At 74.7% G+C, this 2,350-nt stretch carries 1 protein-coding gene; it reads left to right on the forward strand.

What is annotated here, in order from left to right; genetic code table 11:
- Nucleotides 1-8: 8 nt before the first annotated feature.
- The coding region (locus AB0K43_RS31355) for an amino acid adenylation domain-containing protein (protein ID WP_363645804.1) at nt 9-2,350 on the forward strand (2,342 nt) is incomplete at its 3' end.

Raw genomic sequence — 2,350 nt, forward strand, 5'->3', positions numbered from 1 at the left:
TGGGTCGGGTGCGGGATGCGGATCTGGCGGCGTTCGCGCACCAGGACGTGCCGTTCGAGCGGCTGGTGGAGGTGCTCAACCCGGCGCGCTCGATGTCCCGGCACCCGCTGTTCCAGGTGATGCTGAACTTCACCGACGACGGCTCCGGCGCCGACGGCCTAGAACTGCCCGGGCTGAAGGCCGAACCGCTCGCGGGGGTGGGCAGGGTCGCCAAGTTCGACCTGTCGTTCAGCTTCGTGGACGAGGGCGCCGGCGGCCTCGCCGGCAGTGTGGAGTTCGCGACCGACCTGTTCGACCGGGCGAGCGTCGAGACCCTGCTCGCACGGCTGGCCAGGCTGCTGGACGCCGTCCTGGCCGACCCGGAACTGCCGTTCGGCGAGGCCGAGTTGCTGACCGCCGAGGAGCGGTACGAGCTGCTGGTCACCCGCAACGACACCGCCCTCGCGGTGCCGCCGGGCACGGTGCCGGAGCTGTTCGAGGCGCAGGTGCGGCGCACCCCCGACGCCGTCGCGGTGGTCTGCGACGGCGAGGAGCTGACCTACGCGGAGCTGGACGCCCGGGCGAACCGGCTGGCCCGGCTGCTGATCGACCGCGGTGCGCGGCCGGAGGACTTCGTCGCGCTGTCGCTTCCGCGTTCGGCCGGGATGCTGGTGGCGGTGCTGGCCGTACTGAAGTCGGGCGCTGCCTACCTGCCGGTCGACCCGAACTACCCGGCCGACCGGATCGCCTACATGCTCGCGGACGCCAGGCCGACGCTCGCGGTGACGGTGGCCGCGACCGCGGCCGTGGCCGGCGCGGTGCCGCTGGTGGTGCTGGACGACCCGGCCACCGAGGCACTGCTCGCGGCCCGGCCCGGCGCGGCGCCGACCCGCGGCGACCGGCCGGCCGAGCTGCTGCCGGAGCACCCGGCGTACGTGATCTACACCTCCGGCTCGACGGGCCGCCCCAAGGGCGTCGTGGTGGCGCACCGGAACGTGGCGGGACTGGCGGCCTGGGCGGCCGCGGAGCTCGGGCCGGAGCGGCTGTCGCACGTGCTGGCGGCCACCTCGCTCAACTTCGACGTGTCGGTGTTCGAGATGTTCGGCCCGCTGCTGAGCGGTGGGCGGATCGAGATCGTCCGTGACGTCCTGGCCCTGCTGGAGGGCGGGCGCGAGGGCACGGGCGACGGCGCGCGGTGGAGCGGGAGCCTGCTGAGCGGGGTGCCGTCCGCGCTGGCCCACCTGGTCGGACAGGGGCGCCTGGAGCTGGACACCCGGATGGTGGCGCTCGCGGGCGAAGGCCTCTCGGCGCACACCCTCGACGCCATCCGGGCGGCCGCCCCCGGGGCCACCGTCGCCAACGTCTACGGGCCGACCGAGACCACCGTCTACGCGACGGCCTGGTACACCGACACGGCGGCCGAGGCGGCGCCCCCGATCGGCCGGCCGATCGCCAACACCCGGGTGTACGTGCTCGATCAGGGCCTGCGGCCGGTGCCCGCCGGGGTGCGGGGCGAGCTCTTCGTGGCCGGCGCGGGCCTGGCCCGGGGCTACCTGAACCGCCCGGACCTGACGGCGGACCGCTTCCTGCCGGACCCGTTCGGCGGGCCGGGCACCCGGATGTACCGGACCGGCGACGTGGTCCGCTGGACGCCGGACGGCCGGCTGGACTACCTCGGCCGCTCCGACAGCCAGGTGAAGGTCCGTGGCTTCCGGATCGAACTCGGCGAGATCGAAGCCGTGTTGACCGGGTACGACGGCGTTGCCCAGGCCGCCGTGCTGGTCCGCGAGGACCAGCCGGGTGACCAGCGCCTGGTGGCCTACCTGGTGGCCGAGCCACAGGTGCGGAGTGCCGCGCTGCGCGAGCACGCGGCCGCCGCCCTGCCGGAGTACATGGTGCCCGCGGCGTTCGTCCTGCTGGACGCCCTGCCGCTGAATCCGAACGGCAAGCTGGACCGCCGCGCGCTGCCCGCCCCGGACTTCGCCGCGGCGGCCGCCGGCCGGGCACCGCGTACCGGGACCGAGCGGGTGCTCTGCGCCCTGTTCGCCGAGGTGCTCGGGGTGGAGCGGGTCGGCATCGACGACGGCTTCTTCGCCCTGGGCGGCCACTCCCTGCTGGTGACCCGCCTGGTCAGCCGGATCCGTACCGAGCTGGGCGTCGAAGCGCCGATCCGCGCCCTGTTCGACGCCCCGACCGTCGCCGGCCTGGCCGAGCGGCTGGACCGGGCGGCGGGAGCGCGCGCCGGACTGCGGGCGCTGGCACGGCCGGAGACCGTCCCGTTGTCGTTCGCGCAGCAGCGGTTGTGGTTCCTGAACCGTTTCGAGGATGCGGGTTCGACGTACAACATTCCGATCGGGCTGCGGCTGTCGGG

This window comes from Kitasatospora sp. NPDC049258 (assembly GCF_040678895.1).
Lineage (GTDB): Bacteria > Actinomycetota > Actinomycetes > Streptomycetales > Streptomycetaceae > Kitasatospora.